Here is a 17,914-nt window from a genome sequence, read left to right on the forward strand (position 1 = left end):
GCCTGCGCTCGGATGGTCGCTCCGCATTGAAATCGCGAACCCCACGCCCCGACCCCTGCATCTGCCGCTTCTCCTATATCAGAAGGCAGCGTCGCACCCCGAGCGGTCTTTCGCCCATGGCCGCCCGTCATGCGGTCAAGATTATCGGTTTTTGGCTCGAACCCATCAACGACCATCCTCTTCCGCCCGCGACACCCGTAGCACCAGAGCTGGCTGCGGCTTCGAAACCAGCCCTGCGCGACCGCGCAGGGCCGGGGCTGTCTCCACCGGCACCGCCGCGAGCGAGCGGCGCAGGGCCGGCGGCGGCGGAGAGGCGAGGGACTCGAACCGCCCGCCCGGTCCGCCCGGCGCGGCGTCGAGGAGGGCGGCGGCCGCGGCGAGTTGCAGCGACTGGCCGTCGCGCTCGTTCAGGACGATCTCGGCCGCCACCTCGGCATTGGCGAGCTCGCCCCGGATGTTCAGTTCGTCGAGCACCGTGCGGAACCCCGCCGTCCGCTCGATCGAAAAGCCCCGCATCGTCTCGCGCAGCTCGCGGATGCGGGCGACGAGCTGCGTGTACTGCTCGGCGGTGGCCTGGCGGCGCGCGAAGGCGATGCGGGCCGAGGTCAGGGTCGCGAGTTCCTTGTCCTGTGCCTCGTAGCCGCGCTGGCGCGCGAAGGCCGAGGCCTCGCCGATGCGGGGCAGGGTGCCGGGCTCGTAGATCGGCACGGTCGCCACGATCCGGGTCGTGGTGTCGGTGATCCGGTCGAGGACCGGGCTGTAGCCGAGCTGCCCGATCTTGGAGAATTGCAGGTTGACCTTGGGCAGGAGGTCGGCGACCGCCGCCTTGGCCTGATAGCCGGCGGCCTCGGCCTCGAGCTGGAACGCCGCGATGTCGGGATTGGCCCGGCGCACCAGATCGGCAAAGGCGTCGGCGCTGCGCGGCAGCCCGTCAGGCAGGCGCGGCGGGCGCATCCGCTCCGGCGCCATCCGGGTCAGGCGGGTGAACTCCAGCCGCGAGGCGGTGAGGTCGGCCTGGGCGCGCAGGCGCAGGGCCTCGGCCTCCTGCACCCGCGAGCGGGCGAGCGCCGTGTCGGTGCGGGTGGCGTCGTTGAGCTCGAACTGCTTGTCGGTGAAGGCGGCGATGCGCTGGATCGCGGCGAGCTGCGCCTCGCGGGCGGCGAGGATGCGGGTGTCGCGCAGGACCGCGATATAGGCCAGCGCGGTGTCGAGCAGCACCTGCTGGCGCCGGCCGATCAGCAGCATCCGGCCCGATTCGGCCAGCGTGCGGGCCGACTGGAAGCCGTGCCAGCGCCGGAATCCGTCGAAGAGCAGCAGGCTCGCGGAGATGCCGACGACGCTCGGCGCACGCCGGGGCGTCGCGTCGAGCCCGACCACCGGCGGGGCGGCGTCGGGCGCGTAGGTGATGCGGCTGCGCAGCGGGCGGTCGGCGGTGAAGGCCACGCTCGGCATGAAGGCGTCGATGGCGCCGCGCAGGCGTTCCTCGGCCCCGTCCTGGCGGGCGCGCTCGGCCCGCAGCACGAAGCTCGATTCGAGCGCGGCGGCGGAGGCCTCCTCCAGGCTCTGCGCGCCGGCCGGACCGGCCATGCCCGCCAGGATCGCGAGGATGCAAGCCAGCCTCTCAACCCTCGCGCGCCGCACCGGCATCTGATCTCCGACAATGAGTGGAACCGGGAACCAGGCTCGGCGACCGTCCTTCGCGAGTTTGATTTCTTCTTGGCGCAACAAGGTAAATGAAGCCTTACCCCCAAGTGCCAAGACTTACGGGCTGCAGCTGCGAAGGACGAAAACAATGAATTCGCCGGTACGGCCCGCCCCCGATTTGAATGTAACGATGCCATATGCATCTAAAAGAGAATGATGATTGCAAGTAATTTTCGTGAAAAATCGGTCGATAGCCAAAGAACTCGCCACCATCTGCGCTCGTGGCGTGTCATCCGGCGTCTGCAGGGCTGTCCGGGGAAGGACAATGCGCGGGCTCTCCCCTCTCCCCGCCCGCGGGGAGAGGAGAAAATCCGGCGCTATTCCTTTCGCCGGACAACTCCGCGGCGAAGGGATGCGCCTCGTCGGCCTCCGCCTCCGGCTCGCCCACCGGCGCCGGCACACCGCCGAGCGGTCCGACCGCGATCGAGCGCAGCAGCGTCGCCCGGGCGGTGCGCAGGTGCGCCCGGCAGGTCTGGTCGATCAGGCGCAGGTCGCGGGAGCGCAGCGCGTCGATGTAGTCGAGGTGCTCGAGCAGGGCGACGCGGTTGCGCTCCTTCTCGTCCGACTTGTCCCACTGGTAGTGGTAGTGGAAGATGATCGAGATCACGTCGTAGAAGTCGCGGATGAACCGGTTGCGCGACGCGTCGTGGATCAGCCGGTGCAGGCGCTCGTCGAGGCGCGAGAAGTCGCGGTAGCGACCGTCGATCTCGGCCAGCAGCGCACGGTGCTCGCCCGCGATGGCGTCGAGCTCGGCCCAGGCCGGGGCGTCCGGCGCCAGTTCGACGAAGCGACGGGCCGAGCGGAGCTCGAACATCTCGCGGATCTCGTAGATCTCGGCGGCGAAGTCCGGCGTCACCCCGGCGAAGATCCAGCCGCTGTTCTCGCGCCGCTTGAGGAGCCCGACCTGGCTGAACCGGGTCAGGTATTCCCGTACCGCCGTGGTCGAGGTGCCGAACAGGCGCGCCAGCTCGGAGGTGTTGACCGCCTGGCCCGGGCGGCAATCGCCCTGCAGCACCCATTGCATGAACTTGCGCTCGACGGCCTCGGCCACCGTCTCGGTCTCGAAATCGGGAAAGTAGTCGGCCGGACCGGGATGGCGCAGGAGGCGGCGCCGGCCGCCCTCGGTCCCGACGAGGCCCGCCTCCGCGAGCCCCGCCAGCACCGCCCGCACCGTGGTGCGGCTGACCTCCAGCACCCCGGACAGCTCGGCCTCGGAGGCCCCCCAGGGCCCGGGCGACCGGGCCGCCAGCAGCGTCAGGCACCGGTTGTAGGCCCGCTTGTGGACCGTGTTCGCCCGCATTCCACCCCTCCCGAGGACCACCACTGCACCACGGCCGCGCGAGCGCGTCCATCGGCTCGTGAACCGGATCTTTGCGCATAAAAAACCGTTTGACAGCGCCGGATCGCCGGTCCTTTATGCACGATAATACATAAGACCACCCGGTGAGGACACGCCCTTGGCCCAGTTCGCCAGCATCTCCGCCTGCGCGGTCCCGCGCGCATGAGCGCCGCCCGCCCGACCCGGCGCGTGGTCCAGTTCGGGACCAGCCGCTTCCTGCAGGCCCATGCCGATCTGTTCATCCACGAGGCGCGCGCGGAGGGCCAGGAGGCAGGGCCGGTGACCGTGGTGCAGACCTCGGGGGACGCCGCCCGGGCCGGGCGCGTCGCCGCCTTCGGGTCCCCCGGCGGCTACCCGGTGATCGTCCGCGGCATCGCGGACGGCGCCCCGGTCGAGCGGCGGATCACCGTCACCAGCATCGCGCGCGGCCTGTCGGCGGCGACCGACTGGGACGCCGTGACCGCCCTCGTCGTCGAGGAGGCCGACATCCTCCTCTCGAATACCGGCGATACCGGCTACGCGATCCCCGATTCCGATCGCGGCGGCGCCTGGGTCGCGGCGCATCCCCCGGCCTCGTTCCCGGGCAAGCTCGCCCAGCTCCTCCATCGCCGCTGGCAGGCGGGCGGGCGCCCCCTCACGGTGCTGCCCTGCGAGCTGATCTACCGCAACGGCCGGGTGCTGCGGGGCCTGGTGCTCGACCTCGCCGCCGAGGCCGGCCTGCCGGAGGCGTTTTCCGCCTGGCTGCGCGAGGGTGCGACCTTCACCGACACGCTGGTCGACCGCATCGTCTCCGAGCCGATCGAGCCGGTCGGCGCCGTCGCCGAGCCCTACGCCATCTGGGCGATCGAGCGCCGGCCGGGCCTCCTGGTGCCGTGCGAGCACCCCTGCATCGTGCTCGCCGACGATCTCGAACCCTACGAGCGGCTGAAGATCCACATCCTCAATCTCGGCCACACCTTCCTCGCCGAGATCTGGCAGCGCGAGGGCCGCCCGGCGGACGAGACCGTGCGCGAGATCCTGGCCGATCCGGCGGTGCGGGCGCGGCTCGACGCGCTCTACCGCGACGAGGTGGTGCCGGGATTTTCCGCCCGCGGGATGGAGGCGCAGGCCCGCGACTACGTGGCGGCCACCCTCGACCGCTTCCTCAACCCGTACCTGAACCACCGCATCGCCGACATCGCCCAGAACCACGTCCAGAAGGTCGAGCGCCGGGTCGACGCCTTCCTGGCCTGGGTCGCGGAGACCGGCGCCGAGCTGCCGGCGCCGGTGCTCCGGGCGCTCGCCGCCGCCTACCCGGCCCCGCCCGCGGCATGACCTACCAGTTCGATTTCGCCGCCCTGCTGCCGTACTGGCGCGAGTTCGCCGCCGGCGTCTGGCTGACGCTCCAGCTCTCGGGCGTCGCCACCGTGCTCGGCTTCGTCGGCGGCGCGCTCTGCGCCATCGCCCGGGCGGACGGGCCGCCCTGGCTCAAGCGTCTCGTCGGCGCCTATGTCGAGGTGATCCGCAACACGCCGCTGCTGGTGCAGATCTTCCTGGTCTATTTCGGCATCGCGGTGCTCGGGATCCGGGTCGACGCCAACGTCGCGGCGGTGCTGGCGCTCGTCGTCAACGTGGTCGCCTATACCTGCGAGATCATGCGCGCCGGGATCGAGAGCATCCACAAGGCGCAGGTCGAGGCCGGGGAATGCCTGGGGCTCAACCGCCGCCAGATCTACTGGCACGTGGTCTTGCGCCCGGCGATCGAGCGGGTCTACCCGGCGCTCGTCAGCCAGTACGTGCTCCTGATGCTCGCCTCCTCGATCTGCTCGCAGATCTCGGCCGAGGAGCTGACGGCGGTAGCGAACCGCATCCAGTCCGACACCTTCCGCAGCTTCGAGACCTACATCGTCGTCGGCCTCGTCTACCTCGCCCTGTCCTTCGTCGTGCGCTGGGCCTTCTGGGGCTTCGGCCTCCTCGTCTTCACCCGCCGGCGCAAGCTCGGCACGGCGCTCTAGCGGGGAGGGGAGCGATGCCCACTTTCGGACCCCAGCACCTCTGGTTCCTGCTCACCGCCGCCGGCTGGACGCTGGCTTTGTCGGCGATCGCCTTCATCGGCGGCGGCCTCCTCGGCTTCGGCGTGACGCTGGCGCGCATCTCGCCGAACCGTTTCGTGCGCGGGCTGGCCTCGGCCTACGTCCAGGTGGTGCAGGGCACGCCGCTCCTGATCCTCCTGTTCATGATCTATTTCGGCCTCGCCATCGCGGGCTTCGACCAGCTGCCCGCGCTGATCGCGGCGGGCGCCGGGCTCACCATCTACGCCTCGGGCTTCCTCGGCGAGATCTGGCGCGGCTGCATCGAGGCGGTGCCGAGGACCCAGTGGGAGGCGGCCGAGTGCCTGGCCCTGTCGCCCTGGCAGCGCCTGACCCGGGTGGTGCTACCCCAGGCGATGCGGCTTGCGACCGCCCCGACGGTCGGGTTCCTGGTCCAGATCGTCAAGAACACCTCGCTCGCTTCAGTGGTCGGCTTCGTGGAATTGTCGCAGGCCGGCAAGCTCATCAACAACTCGATCTTCCAGCCCTTCATCATCTTCGTGACCGTGGCGCTGTTCTACTTCGCCATCTGCTATCCGCTGTCGGCCTGGAGCCGCGGGCTGGAGAGGAGGCTCAATGTCGGCCGTCGTTAAGCTTGCCAACGTCCACAAGAGCTTCGGCCCGCTGAAGGTGCTGGACGGCGTCTCGTTCGAGGTCGGCCGCGGCGAGGTGGTGGCGCTGATCGGCCAGTCCGGCTCCGGCAAGTCCACCGCGCTCCGCTGCATCAACGCGCTCGAGACGATCGAGGAGGGCGCGATCGAGGTCTGCGGCCACGCGATCCACTCGCCCGCCCTCGACAAGCGGGCCCTGCGGCTCTCGGTCGGCATCGTCTTCCAGAGCTACAACCTCTTCCCGCACCTCACCGCGCTCCAGAACATCATGCTGGCGCCGACCTGCGTGAAGGGGATCAAGCGCGGGCAAGCCCGCGACCTCGCCATGGACTGCCTGACCCGGGTCGGCCTCGCCGAGAAGGCCGAGCACTACCCCGAGCAGCTGTCGGGCGGACAGCAGCAGCGGGTCGCCATCGCCCGGTCGCTCGCCATGCAGCCGCAGGTGATGCTGTTCGACGAGGTCACCTCGGCGCTCGACCCGCAACTCACATCGGAAGTGCTGCGCGTCATGGAGGATCTCGCCCGCGGCGGCATGACCATGATCCTGGTCACCCACGAGATGGGCTTTGCCCGCCGGGTCGCCGGCACCGTCATCTACATGCGCCAGGGCCGGGTCTGGGAGACCCTGGCCGGCCGCGACCTCGACAACCCACGCACGCCCGAGCTGCGCGACTTCGTCGGCAGCGGGCTGTAATCAAAAGGAGAATTGGGGATGAAGCGCAGGACCTTCCTGGCCGGCGGCCTCGCGGCCGCCTCCACCCTGGCGATGCCGGCCCTCGCCGACACGCTCGACACGATCAAGAGCCGCAAGAAGCTGCTCGTCGCCCTCGATCTCGGCTCGCCGCCCTTCGGCATGACCGATGCCGCGATGCAGCCGACCGGCTCGGACGTCGAGACCGCGCGGCTGCTCGCCGCCGACTGGGAGCTGCCGCTCGAGATCGTGCAGGTCACGAGCCCGAACCGGGTGCCGTTCCTGCTCACCGGCAAGGCCGACATGGTCATCGCCTCGTTCAGCGTGAACGAGGAGCGCCAGAAGGTCATCGACTTCTCGGATCCCTACGGGGTGATCCAGGCGGTGATCGCCGGGCCGAAGGACCGCGAGGTCAAGGACTACGCCGCGGTCGTCGGCAAGCGCCTCGGCACCACCCGCGGCAGCACCAACGACAAGGAGGCGACCGCGCGCGCCCAGGGCGCCCAGATGGTGCGCTACGACGACGATGCGACGCTGATCACCGCGATGGTCTCGGGCCAGGTCGACATGGTGGCGACCTCGCCGCAGGTCATGAACACCGCCAACGCCCGCAAGCCCCCGGCGCCGTTCGAGACCAAGATCGTGATGCGGACGTTTCCCTACGCGATCGGCATCCGCAAGGGCGAGACCAAGCTTCAGGCCGCGCTGAACGAGTGGGTGCGCAAGAATCTGCGCAACGGAAAGCTCAACACGATCTACAAGACCTATCACGGCAGCGACCTGCCGGCCGAGATGCTGGCGTAATTCAAGAGGGCACTTCCCCTCCCCCTTGCGGGGAGGGGTCAGGGGTGGGGGTGGTGCCGGATAAAGCTCAATGGCGCCTCCTGCCCCCCGCGCGGGATCTTCGATCTCCCATACCCCTCCCCACAAGGGGGAGGGGAGGCGCCTTATCTTCGAACCGTTCGCCTTTCCCCACTCCATCCTCCCGAAAGACCCCCTCCCATGAAGGTGCTCCTCTGCGACGAGCCGGGCCGGCTGCGGCTGACCGAGCGGCCGGAGCCGGTCCCGGCCGAGGGCGAGGCGCTGGTGCGCATCCGCCGGGTCGGCATCTGCGGCACGGATTTCCACATCTACCAGGGCAAGCACCCGTTCCTGCAGTACCCACGGGTGATGGGACACGAGCTCTCCGGCACGATCGAGCGGGCGCCGGCCGGCAGCGGACTCGTGGCGGGGCAGAACTGCTATGTCGTGCCGTACCTGTCTTGCGGACACTGCGTCGCCTGCCGCAAGGGCGTGACCAATGCCTGCCAGAACATCTCCGTGCTCGGCGTCCATTGCGACGGCGGCATGGCCGAGCTGATCAGCGTGCCGGCGCGGAACGTGGTGCCGGTGGGCGATACCCCGCTCGACGACGCCGCAATGATCGAGTTCCTGGCGATCGGCGCCCACGGCGTGAAGCGCGGCGGCATCGCGGCCGAGGACCGCGTGCTGGTGGTCGGCTCCGGCCCGATCGGCATGTCGGCGGTGATCTTCGCCAAGGCGCGGGGAGCCCACGTCACCGTCATGGACCTGCGCGAGGACCGGCTGGCCTTCACGCAAGACGCGCTCGGCGCCGACGCGCTGCTGCGCGCCGACGACGAGGCCGAGGCGAAGGCGGGCGCCGCCACCGCGGGCGACTTCTACGATTGCGTGATCGACTGCACCGGCAACCGCGCCGCGATGCAGCGCGGCTTCGGCTTCGTCGGCCATGGCGGGCGCTACGTGCTGGTGAGCGTGGTGCGCGACGACATCGTGTTCTCGGATCCCGAGTTCCACAAGCGCGAGACCACGCTGTTTGCCAGCCGCAACGCCCAACCCGACGACTTCGCCGAGGTGGTGCGCCAGATGCAGGCCGGCCGCGTGCCGACCCGGGCGCTGCGCACCCATCGCGGCGCGCTGGCCGACGGGCCCGAGCTTTTTCGCGACTGGCTGCGGCCGGAGGCGGGGGTGATCAAGGCGATCCTGGAACTCTGACCAAACCGCACCGGAGGGTCTTTTCCGTCCCACGCGCGGCCTCATTCCGAGGTGCTGCGAAGCAGCCTCGAAGGACGGATCCAGATGCCGCTGCGTTCCCCGGGGCCTCCTTCGAGGTCAGTCCATCCTCGATGGGCTGACACCTCAGGATGAGGCGCGGGTGGGACGGAAAATGTCGAACGGTCAAACAGGCCATCAACCCAGGTGATGGCACCGGCCCACGCCGTCGGGCATGCCGGCGGCATGGACCGACGACACCTCACCATCGGAGACGGTCGCCTCTCCCCGACCGACCTGCGCCTCTGGGTCGTGCTCGCCCTGGCCCTGGTCTTCTTCGGCCTGGGCGGGCTCTTCCTGGCGGCGCCCGCGCTGGGCGCGCTGATCTACGGCGTGCCGGAGCCCGAAGGGATCGGTCGCACGACCCTGCGGGCGATCGGCGCGCGGGACGCCGCCCTCGCGCTCCATCTCACCGGTCTCAGCCTGTTCTCGACCCGACGCGCCGTCGCGATCGTGCTGGCGGGAAGCCTCGTCATCCCGGCCTGCGACCTCGCCCTCATCCTGTCCGCCGGCACGGCGGCGTGGTGGCAAGTCGGGCTGCATGCGCTGAGCGCCGGGGTGCTGACGCTCACCGCCCTCTGGATGCTGGTCCCGGATGAGGATCACTCCGCGTAATCCGGCTCCTCCCGGTCGAGCCGCCGGCGGATCGCCGCGAGATGCAGCCGGGCCGATTCGGGATCGCCCTCGCGCATCTGGCGATAGGCCGCCTCGGCGATGGCGGGGTCGACCGGCAGGACGTCGCGGCCGGTCGAGAGGGCGAGAACCTGCACCTCGGCCGCGCGCTCCAGGTAGTAGAGGTCGTCCCAGGCCTCCGCGATGGTGGGGCCGAGGACCATCACGCCGTGGTTCTTCATGAACACGATATCGGCCTCGCCGACGCTGTCGGCGATGCGGTCGCCCTCCCGCTCGTCGAGGGCGAGCCCGTTGTAGTTCCGGTCGAAGACGGTGCGGCCGTAGAACTTGAGCGAGGTCTGCCCGGCGAAGATGAGGGGATCGCCCTCGGTCATCGAGAGGGCGGTGGCGTAGGGCATGTGGGTGTGGAACGCCACGCGGGCCCGCGGGATGCGCTTGTGCAGGCGGGCATGGATGTAGAAGGCGGTGGCCTCCGGCTGGCCCTCGCCCGAGACGACGTTGCCGTGGAAGTCGCAGACCAGGAGCTTCGAGGCGGTGAGCTCCGCGAAGGCGTAGCCGTAGGGATTGACGATGAAGAGGTCGTCGTAGCCCGGCACCATCGCCGAGAAGTGGTTGCAGATGCCCTCTTCCAGGCCGTGGCGCGCCGCCATGCGGAAGCAGGCCGCCAGATCCTCCTTGGCGCGGCGCACCTCGGGCCCGGCGAGGTCGGGCTGGTTGAGGCCGTCGGGAATCCGCTCGCCGGCCGGGGCGCCCAGTGCGTGAGCCATGATGTCCGTGTCTCCTTCGCCGCCGCCGCGGCCTCGATGGCGAATCCTGGCGGAAGCCGGACACGCTTGTCCATGGCCTCGCGATCTCAGCGCGCCTTCACGTGCTCCAGCAGGGCCGGGGTGGCGTAGCCGTCCGCCGGCAGGCCCGCCGCGATCTGGTAGCGCCGCACCGCCTCGCGCAGTTTCGGGCCGGCGCGACCGTCGAACGGGCCCTCGTAGAGCGAGCGGGCGGCAAGCCCGCGCTGGAGCGCGGTGACCCCGGCCTGGTCGAGGCGCGGCCCGGTCGGCCAGGGGGCGGCCAGCGGCGGCCCGCCGGCGATCCGGTCGGAGAAGTGGCCCACCGCCAGCGCGTAGGAATCCGAGGTGTTGTAGGCGCGGATCGCCTCGAAATTGGCGGTGATCAGGAAGGCCGGCCCGCCCGCGCCGCCGGGCAGGAAGAGGCTCGCCTCGCCGGCCGACGGCAGCGCCGCGCCGTCGAGGGACCGCACCCCGCGCCGGGCGAAGTCGGAAAATTGGCCGCGATAGCGCGCGAGGTCGAACTCCGCCGGCAGGGTGACGGCGACGCCCCAGGGCAGGTCGCGGCGCCAGCCGGCCTGTGCGAGGAAATTCGCGATCGAGGCGAGCGCGTCCGGCGCCGAATCCCAGATGTCGCGCCGCCCGTCGCCGTCGAAATCGACCGCCGCCCGCAGGTAGGCCGAGGGCAGGAACTGCGTCTGCCCCATGGCGCCTGCCCAGGAGCCGCGCATCCGCTCGGGCTTCACGTCGTGATGCTCGAGGATCTCGAGCGCGGCCAGCAATTCGTCGCGAAACAGCTCGCCGCGATGGCGCGCCTCGGCCAGGGTGGCGAGCGCCCGGATCACCGGCATCGTGCCGGCGCTGGCGCCGAAATCCGATTCGATGCCCCAGAACGCGAGCAGGACGGGGCCGGGCACGCCGTAAGCCGCCTCGATCGCCGCCAGCGTCTCGGCACGGCGCGCGGCCTCCGCCCGCCCGCGGGCGATGCGGCCGGCGGAGACCGCCCCGGTCAGGTACTCCCAGACCGGACGACCGAACTCGCCCTGGCGGCGCAGGCGCGCCAGCACCGCCGGGTCCGGGGTGATGCCCCGGAACGCGGCATCGAAGGTCGCCCGCGAAATCTTTCGCGCTTGGGCCGCCGGCCACAGCTCCTCGACGAAGGTCCGGAAATCGCCCGCGCCTACGGGCGCGGCGAGGACCAGGACGGCGCCGAGCGCCAAAGCGGCGCGCAGGGCGAACCGGGTGCGGAGCATCGGATCAGACCCGGTTGCGTCGGCCCAGCGCCTCTTCCCAGGCGAGCGCCTGGGTGACGATCCCGCGCAGGTCGTCGTGCTGGGGCACCCAGCCGAGCTCGGCCCGGATCCGGTCGGCCCCGGCGACGATCCGCGACGGGTCGCCGGCCCGGCGCGGCGACAGCTTGACCGGGAAGTCGACACCGGAGACCGACTTCACCACGTCGATCACCTCCAGCACAGAGTAGCCGCGGCCGTAGCCGCAATTGAGCGTCATGCTTGCCCCCCCGCTGCGCAGGTGGTTGAGCGCGACGAGGTGGGCTTGCGCCAGGTCCGAGACCTGGATGTAGTCGCGAAGGCACGAGCCGTCCGGCGTCGGATAGTCGGTGCCGAACACCTCAAGATGGCTCCGCTTGCCGAGCGCGGCCTGCGTCGCGACCTTGATGAGGTGGGTGGCGTTGGGGGTCGACTGGCCCGAGCGCCCGCGCGGATCGGCGCCCGCCACGTTGAAGTAGCGCAGGACCACGTAGCTGATGCCGTGGGCGCGGGCGGCGTCCTCCAGCATCCACTCGGTCATCAGCTTCGAGCGGCCGTAGGGGTTGATCGGGTTCGGCGTCAGGTCCTCGGGCACCGGCACCACCGCCGGCTCGCCGTAGACCGCGGCGGTCGAGGAGAAGATGACGTGGCGCACGCCCGCGCCGATCGCCGCCTCGATCAGGGCGCGCGACTTGACCGTGTTGGCGAGATAGTAGCCGAGGGGATCGGAGACCGAATCCGGCACCACGATCTTGGCGGCGAAATGGGCGAGCGCGTCGATCTTGTGCGTGCGGATGGTCTCGGCCACCAGGGCCTGGTCGGCGACGTCGCCGCGCACCAGCGTGACTTCCGGCGGCAACGCCCAGTCGAACCCGGTCGAGAGATCGTCGATGACCACGACCTCGTCGTGTCCGGCGTCGATGAGGGCGAGCACCATGTGGCTGCCGATGTAGCCCGCGCCGCCTGTGACAAGTACCGCCATTCCGTCCGCTCCCCGGCGTGATGCGGGTTGATCCATACCCTGCAATGCTTCAGCGTCAATTAAGCTGTCGGGTGGCAAGGCTGCCCGCGGGGAGGGGATCCGGCGGGCGCGTGGTGCCCGCTCGCGCCCATTCCCGCCGGGCGGTCCGGCAGCTCCTCGGTGTTCACTGGATCACGCACGATGAAACGCATTCGCAAAGCCGTCCTCCCGGTCGCGGGCCTCGGCACCCGTTTCCTCCCGGCGACCAAGGCGGTGCCCAAGGAGATGCTGACGGTCGTCGACCGGCCGGTGGTCCAGCACGTCGTCGACGAGGCCCGCGAGGCCGGGATCGAGCACTTCATCTTCGTCACCGGCCGCGGCAAGGCGGTGATCGAGGATCACTTCGACATCTCCTACGAGCTCGAGCGCACCCTGCAGGAGCGCAACAAGACCGAGGCCTACGAGGCCCTGAGGAAGGACCTGCCGGCCGCCGGCCAGACCAGCTTCACCCGCCAGCAGGAGCCGCTGGGGCTGGGCCACGCGGTGTGGTGCGCCCGCGAGATCGTCGGCGACGAGCCCTTCGCGGTGATCCTGCCCGACATGCTCAGCCGTGGCAGCATGGTGCAGATGCTCGAGGCCTACGAGCAGCACGGCGGCAACATCATCGCCGTGGAGGAAGTCGCCCCCGACCAGACGCACCAGTACGGCATCGTCAGCGTCGGCGAGCAGTTCGGCGACACCTTCGAGATCACCGGGATGGTCGAGAAGCCGCCGAAGGGCACCGCGCCGTCGAACTACATCATCTCGGGCCGATACATCCTGCAGCCGGAGATCTTCTCGATCCTGGAGCGCGGCGAGCGCGGGGCGGGCGGCGAGATCCAGCTCACCGACGGCATGAAGCGCCTATCGGAGACGCAGAAGTTCTACGGCATGCACTACCGCGGTAAGACCTACGACACCGGCTCGAAGCTCGGCTTCCTCGTCGCCAACCTCGCCTACGGCCTGGAGCGGCCCGAGCTGCGCGACGCGCTCAAGCAGGAGATCGAGGCGCTGCTGGCGAAGGGCTGACGGCCGGTCCGCCCTCCGTGCCCGGTCTTCGGGGCCGGGCGCGGAGGGCGCCCTATTCGTCGTCGAACCAGTTGCGCCCGGGCTCGATGCAGCGGTAGCCGACGAAGCATTCCGGCGTGTCGCGGGCCGGCACGACGGCGTTTCGGGTGATCTCCGTCGGTTCGCAGAAGCTGCGGTCGCGCACGAAGCGGTCGTAGGTATAGCCGCCGGTGCCGAGCACCGCGGCGCCTCGCGCGGCGAGGTAGTTGCGCGCCTGGCCGCAGGTCATGGCGAGGGTAGAGGGGCGGCCCTGCTGCGCAAGCGCCACATCCGGCACGGCCGCGAGGGCGCCGAGAACGCCGACGAGGGACGCAGCGAACAGGATCGGGTTCGTTCGGCGATCGGCGGACACGGTGGGACTCCCGGGATCAGGAGCCGGGCCAACGCCTGCCGCCGCCGGTCGGATCCCCCACCGCTACTGCGTCAATTGCCCCACGCTCAGGATCGCCCCCATCACCGAGATGATCAATCCGCCGATCAGGCCGCCGATCGCCACGGTCACCAGGGGGGTGAGGAGGGCGAGCAGACGGTCGATGCGCTGGCGGGTCTCGGTCTCGTGCATCTCGGCGGCGTGGATCAGCACGCTGCCGAGGCGGTTCACCTGCTCGCCGCTGGCGATGAGGTTGAGGGTCGAGGCGGCGTAGGGCTTGAGCGAGGACAGCCCCGAGGCGAGGCTGCCGCCCTCGGCGAGCCGCCGCCCGGCCTCGTCGAAGGCGCGGCGGAACACCCGGTTGCCGGCGAGCGGCCGCGTCGCCGCCACCGCGTCGGGGATCGGCACCTCGGCGGTCAGCAGCGTGCCGAGCACCCGGCAGAACCGGCCGCACTCGATGCCCACCACGATCTCGCGCACCAGCGGCAGGCGCAGCGCCAGCCGCGCCCGCGCCGCCGCGAAGCCGGGCACCCGCCAGGCCCGGGCGAGCGCCAGAATCACGAGCGCGAGGCCGCCCAGCAGCATCGGCCAGGTCGCCGCGAGCGTGTCGCCCAACCAGGACGCGGCGCGGATCGCGAAGGGCGGCACCTGGCCGCTGCCCTCGAAGAGCGGGCTGAGCGCCGGCACCAGGACCCCGACGATCATCGCCACGGTGCCGATCGCCATCGCGATCAGCAGCGCCGGGTAGATCATCGCCGAGACGAGGTGGCGCCGGACCGCGTCGCGCCGCTCGATCGAGGCGGTGAGCGAGCCGACCACGTCGACCAGCGTACCGGTAGCCTCGCCGGCCCGCACGATGTCGACCATGTCGCGCGGGAAGGCCTGGGGATGGGCCGCCATCGCGCGCGACAGGGAGGCACCGGCCACCACCCGCTCCAGCAGGTCGGCCAGCACCGGCTTCAGGGCCGGCCCGGCCTGGCGCTCGACGAGGCGCAGCGCCCGGTCGACGGTGAGCCCGGCGCCGACCAGCGTGCCGAACTCGCGCAGGAAGGCGATCCGGGCGGCGTCGTTGACCCGGTCGCGCCCAAAGAGGGCGCGGCGCCAGAACGGGGCCGGGCCGGCGGCGGCCTGGGCGATCTCGTAGACCTGCAGCCCGTCGGCACGCAGGCGCGCCACGGCGCGCTGGCGCGTCTCGGCCTCGATCGTGCCGGCCCGCGCGCGCCCGTCGCCCGCATAGGCCTTGTAGGCGAAGCGGGGCATGTCAGAGCGTCCCTTCCAGCACCCGCCCGACCTCGTCGAGGGTGGTCTCTCCGTCGAGCACCCGCGCCCGGGCGCTGTCGGCGAGCCCCGTCATCCCGGTGGCCCGCGCCCGGGCGGCGAGCATCTGCTCGTCGGCGCGGTGGGCGATGAGGCCGCGCAATTCCCCGTCGAGGGTCATGATCTCGGACGCGACCATCCGGCCGCGATAGCCGGTGCCGTTGCAGGCCGGGCAGCCGCGGGCGCGCTTGAGGCTCAACGGGGCCTCGTCCGGGATGCCGAGGCGCAGGCGCTCCTGCGGCGTCGCGGGCGTGGCCTCGGCGCAGGCCCCGCAGAGACGCCGCACCAGGCGCTGGGCCACCACGCCGTTGAGGGTCGCGGCGATCAGGTAGGGCTCGATGCCCATGTCCATCAGGCGCGTCACGGTGGCGGGGGCGGAGTTGGTGTGGAGCGTCGAGACCACGAGGTGGCCGGTCAGCGCCGCCTGCACGGCGATACGGGCGGTCTCGCCGTCGCGGATCTCGCCGACCATCACCACGTCCGGGTCCTGGCGCAGGATCGAGCGGAGCGCGGCCGCGAAGTCGAGGCCGATGCCCGGATGGGCCTGGACCTGGTTTACGCCGGCCATCCGGTACTCGACCGGGTCCTCGACCGTGACGACCTTGAGGTGGGGGCCGTTGATCCGGCGCAAAGCCGCGTAGAGCGTCGTGGTCTTGCCCGATCCGGTCGGGCCGGTGACGAGGACGAGGCCGTTCGGCCGGCTCGTCATCGCGGCGATCTCCCGGATCGCCGCCGCGTCGAAGCCGAGCGCGGAAAAGTCCTCGACCCGGCGCGAGCCGTCGAGGACGCGCAGGACCACGCTCTCGCCGTGGGCCGTCGGCAGGGTCGAGACGCGGATGTCGACCTCCTGGCCGCGGTCGGGCGCCTGCATCCGCCCGTCCTGGGGCAGGCGCCGCTCGGCGATGTTGAGCCCGGCCTGGATCTTGATGCGGGTGGTGAGCGCGAGCTGGACCGATTTCGGCAGCCGCTCGGATTCGACCAGCACGCCGTCGACCCGGTAGCGCACCCGCATGTCGGATTCCTCCGCCTCCAGGTGAATGTCGGAGGCCGACAGCTCGAAGGCCTTGCGCACCAGGCGCGCCGAGAGCCGCACGATCGGCGCCTGGCTCGCCACGTCGGCGAGCCGCGCGAGGTCGTCGTCGCTCCCCGCCTCGCCCTCCTCGGCGACGTCGCCGTAGACGGCGCGGTGCGCCCGCTCGAAGCTGCCGGGCCCGACGAGCCGGGGGGCGACCGCCCGCTCGACGAGGTGCTCCAGCGCCCGGGTCGTGTCCGTGTCGAACGGATCGACCAGGGCCACGACGAGGCGCTCGGCCTCGATCGCCAGCGGCAGCACCCGGGCGCGGGCGCAGTAATCGGGCGAGAGGAGATCGGGCAGGACCGGCTCGCCCGGCAGGTCGTCCTGGCGCAGGATCGGCAGGCCGGTCGCCTCCGACAGGGCGGTGACGAGCGTCGCCTCGTGGACGAGGCCGAGCTCGGTGAGCAACAGGGGGAGGGGGCGCCGGCCGGGCCCGTCGAGGGCGGCGAGCGCCCGTTCGTGGCCGACGGGGTCGAGCACCTCGCTCTCGGCGAGGCGGTCGACGAAGGCGCGCAGGTCGTCGGCGCGGGCGCGGGCGGCGTCGCGCCGGTCCGCCCGCGCGCGCCGCGGCCGGGTCTTGCCGCCCCAGATGCTCAGCATCGTCCTGCCCCAGAGAAAGCCGGCTGGGCGCGACCCGCCGGCGGGGCATTCTCGCGCGACGTCCTTAAGCGGACGGAAATATCGGGGCGCTAGACCAGGGACACCGCCCCGGCTGGTATCCGGGCGCCGGAGCCGACCCGTTGCGCGCGCCCACGATCCCCTCGCAGGTTCTCCTGTCCTCGGCCCGGGCATCGCTCCGCCGGGGGATCGACGCCGCCTCGCACCTCCTCGGCTTCGCCGAGGTGCGGACCGACCGCGCGCCGGCGCTGCTGACGCTCAGGCTTGGGACGCCGGGCGACACCGGGCTGACGGTGACCGACCGGCGCGACGGCCAGGACCGGACCTACCGCCTCGAACTCGGGGCCGACGACCTCGCCGAGCGGCTGGCGGCGATCCGGGGCGGCCGGGCGGAGGCGCGGGCGAAGGTCGTGGTCGATCCCGCCGCCTGCTTCATCCGCACCCTGGAGCTGCCGAGCGCCGCCCTGCCGCGGATGCGCGCGGTGCTGGCCCAGGAGCTCGAGGCCGCGACGCCGTTCCGCGCCGACCAGGTGTTCAGCGACTGGTACGTCGAGGGCGAGGATCCGGAGACCCGCACCCTGCGGGTGCGCCACGTCGTGCTCAAGCGGGCCCGCCTCGCCCCCGTGCTGGCGGCGCTCGCCGGGGCCGGGCTGAACCCCGGCATCGTCGCGGTCGGCCCGGCGGAGGACCGGACGATGCCGGTCGACCTCCTGTCGAGCGGGCACCACGCCCTGCCGGGGCTGCTGCGGGGCTCGGGCAACCTCGTGCTCGCGGCGGCGACCGGCCTGTTCCTGCTCGCGGCGTTCGTGGGCCTGCGCCAGCACCAGGCGGCGACGCTGGCGGCCCTCGACGACGCCTTCGCGGCGGCCCGCCGCGCGGCCGCCGCGGGCCGGCCTCCGGCGGTCCAGGCCGGCACGGCGCAGATCCTGGCCGAGCGCGGAATGCCGCTCGCCCGGACCTGGGACGCGGTCGCCGCCGCCCTGCCGGGCACGGTCTCGGCCGAGACCCTGCGGTTCACCGGGGCCGGGCTGGAGCTGACGCTGCGCGCACCCGACCCGGCGGCCTTGCTGGCCGCGCTCGCCCACCTGCCGGGCTACGGCGCGCCGGCCCTGCAGCGGGCCGAGCCCGTCGAGGGCGGGCAACGCGTCGTCGTCGCCCTGCCGCGCCGGGCCGCCGGGGGCCGCCCGTGAGCATCGCCCTCCCGCCCGCGGGCCGGCCGCTCCTCCTCGGCCTCGCGGGCATCGGCCTCGCGCTCGCGCTCGCCGCCGGCCCGGTGCTCGACGCGCTCGGCGCCGCCGA

At 71.7% G+C, this 17,914-nt stretch carries 16 protein-coding genes and 1 pseudogene; 9 read left to right on the plus strand and 8 right to left on the minus strand.

The genetic code is table 11. From position 1 onward, the window contains the following. Positions 1-165: 165 nt before the first annotated feature. Positions 166-1,647 (minus strand): TolC family protein, encoded by a 1,482-nt coding sequence (locus HPY23_RS22385; protein ID WP_091883955.1) that lies wholly within the window; start codon positions 1,645-1,647, stop codon positions 166-168. A gap of 475 nt (positions 1,648-2,122) precedes the next feature. After that, positions 2,123-3,004, minus strand: a pseudogene (locus HPY23_RS22390) (GntR family transcriptional regulator); the annotation flags it as partial. A gap of 201 nt (positions 3,005-3,205) precedes the next feature. On the opposite strand from HPY23_RS22390, the gene HPY23_RS22395 reads away from it, so the two are divergent. The 7 genes from HPY23_RS22395 to HPY23_RS22425 all read left to right on the plus strand — a co-directional run bounded on the left by HPY23_RS22395 (position 3,206) and on the right by HPY23_RS22425 (position 9,099). Beyond that, positions 3,206-4,357, plus strand: coding sequence for a mannitol dehydrogenase family protein (locus HPY23_RS22395; RefSeq protein WP_091883949.1), 1,152 nt, complete (start codon positions 3,206-3,208; stop codon positions 4,355-4,357). Then, a complete protein-coding gene (locus HPY23_RS22400) occupies positions 4,354-5,037 on the plus strand; it encodes an amino acid ABC transporter permease (protein ID WP_091883946.1) in 684 nt (227 codons plus the stop codon). Before HPY23_RS22395 ends, HPY23_RS22400 begins: the two co-directional genes overlap by 4 nt. Before the next feature lie 14 nt (positions 5,038-5,051). Next, positions 5,052-5,705 carry an amino acid ABC transporter permease gene (locus HPY23_RS22405; protein WP_091883944.1) on the plus strand — a complete coding sequence of 218 codons (654 nt, stop codon included), beginning with the start codon at positions 5,052-5,054 and terminating at the stop codon, positions 5,703-5,705. Next, entirely contained in the window at positions 5,689-6,417 is a 729-nt protein-coding gene (locus HPY23_RS22410) for an amino acid ABC transporter ATP-binding protein (protein ID WP_060848004.1), read from the plus strand. The genes HPY23_RS22405 and HPY23_RS22410 overlap by 17 nt, the downstream gene beginning before the upstream one ends. 18 nt (positions 6,418-6,435) lie before the next feature. Then, positions 6,436-7,218, plus strand: coding sequence for a transporter substrate-binding domain-containing protein (locus HPY23_RS22415; RefSeq protein ID WP_060848003.1), 783 nt, complete (start codon positions 6,436-6,438; stop codon positions 7,216-7,218). Positions 7,219-7,416: 198 nt separating this feature from the next. Next, positions 7,417-8,427 (plus strand): zinc-binding alcohol dehydrogenase family protein, encoded by a 1,011-nt coding sequence (locus HPY23_RS22420; protein ID WP_091883941.1) that lies wholly within the window; start codon positions 7,417-7,419, stop codon positions 8,425-8,427. 207 nt (positions 8,428-8,634) lie between these two features. Further along, the gene (locus HPY23_RS22425; RefSeq protein WP_236012811.1) at positions 8,635-9,099 is read left to right on the plus strand and encodes a DUF4267 domain-containing protein; all 465 of its coding nucleotides are present in this window, start codon (positions 8,635-8,637) and stop codon (positions 9,097-9,099) included. On the opposite strand, the gene HPY23_RS22430 is transcribed toward HPY23_RS22425, so the two are convergent. The 3 genes from HPY23_RS22430 to galE all read right to left on the minus strand — a co-directional run bounded on the left by HPY23_RS22430 (position 9,087) and on the right by galE (position 12,149). After that, positions 9,087-9,884, minus strand: coding sequence for an aldolase (locus HPY23_RS22430; protein WP_060848001.1), 798 nt, complete (start codon positions 9,882-9,884; stop codon positions 9,087-9,089). The genes HPY23_RS22425 and HPY23_RS22430 overlap by 13 nt on opposite strands. A gap of 86 nt (positions 9,885-9,970) precedes the next feature. Continuing rightward, the gene (locus tag HPY23_RS22435; protein WP_091883939.1) at positions 9,971-11,152 is read right to left on the minus strand and encodes a lytic murein transglycosylase; all 1,182 of its coding nucleotides are present in this window, start codon (positions 11,150-11,152) and stop codon (positions 9,971-9,973) included. Positions 11,153-11,156: 4 nt separating this feature from the next. Then, complete coding sequence (gene galE / locus HPY23_RS22440; protein ID WP_091883936.1) at positions 11,157-12,149, minus strand: UDP-glucose 4-epimerase GalE; 993 nt, start codon at positions 12,147-12,149, stop codon at positions 11,157-11,159. Between the two features lie 180 nt (positions 12,150-12,329). Here galE and galU point away from each other — a divergent pair, with 180 nt between their 5' ends. Next, positions 12,330-13,196 (plus strand): UTP--glucose-1-phosphate uridylyltransferase GalU, encoded by an 867-nt coding sequence (galU, locus tag HPY23_RS22445; protein WP_091883934.1) that lies wholly within the window; start codon positions 12,330-12,332, stop codon positions 13,194-13,196. 52 nt (positions 13,197-13,248) lie between these two features. On the opposite strand, the gene HPY23_RS22450 is transcribed toward galU, so the two are convergent. The 3 genes from HPY23_RS22450 to HPY23_RS22460 form a co-directional block, all read right to left on the minus strand. Next, positions 13,249-13,557 (minus strand): hypothetical protein, encoded by a 309-nt coding sequence (locus tag HPY23_RS22450; RefSeq protein WP_175539899.1) that lies wholly within the window; start codon positions 13,555-13,557, stop codon positions 13,249-13,251. 93 nt (positions 13,558-13,650) lie between these two features. Further along, complete coding sequence (locus HPY23_RS22455; RefSeq protein ID WP_091883932.1) at positions 13,651-14,865, minus strand: type II secretion system F family protein; 1,215 nt, start codon at positions 14,863-14,865, stop codon at positions 13,651-13,653. A 1-nt stretch (position 14,866) separates the two neighbouring features. Beyond that, on the minus strand, positions 14,867-16,597 hold the full coding sequence (locus HPY23_RS22460; RefSeq protein WP_091883930.1) for a GspE/PulE family protein: 1,731 nt from the start codon (positions 16,595-16,597) through the stop codon (positions 14,867-14,869). Between the two features lie 140 nt (positions 16,598-16,737). On the opposite strand from HPY23_RS22460, the gene HPY23_RS22465 reads away from it, so the two are divergent. Further along, the gene (locus HPY23_RS22465) at positions 16,738-17,805 is read left to right on the plus strand and encodes a hypothetical protein (RefSeq protein WP_091883927.1); all 1,068 of its coding nucleotides are present in this window, start codon (positions 16,738-16,740) and stop codon (positions 17,803-17,805) included. Positions 17,806-17,914: the final 109 nt, after the last annotated feature.

This window comes from Methylobacterium ajmalii (assembly GCF_016613415.1).
GTDB classification, from domain to species: domain Bacteria; phylum Pseudomonadota; class Alphaproteobacteria; order Rhizobiales; family Beijerinckiaceae; genus Methylobacterium; species Methylobacterium ajmalii.